Below are 330 nucleotides of genomic sequence, written 5' to 3'. Positions count from 1 at the left end.
ATGTGCTCGGCGGCGTCATCCGGGATCTCGATGTCGAATTCTTCTTCGAAGGCCATCACCAGCTCGACGTTGTCGAGCGAGTCGGCGCCCAGGTCGTCGATGAAGCTGGCCTTTTCCGTGACCTTGTCCGGATCGGCGTCCAGGTGGTCGATGACGATCTTGCGAACGCGCTCGAGGGTGTCGGACATCAGTGTCTCTCTGCCTGTTTGAAATCGCCGTAGAGGCGGGGGTAGCTCGGAAATCGCCGTCTCACGGCAGCGAAGGCGACGCAAGCCCGAAAGCCCGAACCGCCGTTGCATCAAGCCCTTTAGCACAGGCTTTCGGGCTGGA

General features: G+C 60.9%; 1 protein-coding gene. It reads right to left on the bottom strand.

Annotation, left to right across the window (positions count from 1 at the left end; genetic code table 11):
- On the bottom strand, positions 1-188 hold a 188-nt coding region (locus CVH10_RS18930), incomplete at its 3' end, for an acyl carrier protein (RefSeq protein WP_106489388.1).
- Positions 189-330: the final 142 nt, after the last annotated feature.

This window comes from Halomonas sp. ND22Bw, assembly GCF_003011945.1.
GTDB classification, from domain to species: Bacteria; Pseudomonadota; Gammaproteobacteria; order Pseudomonadales; family Halomonadaceae; genus Halomonas; species Halomonas halophila.
Note: the sequence above shows the minus strand (reverse complement) of the source record. Positions and strands in the feature narration are given on the sequence as shown.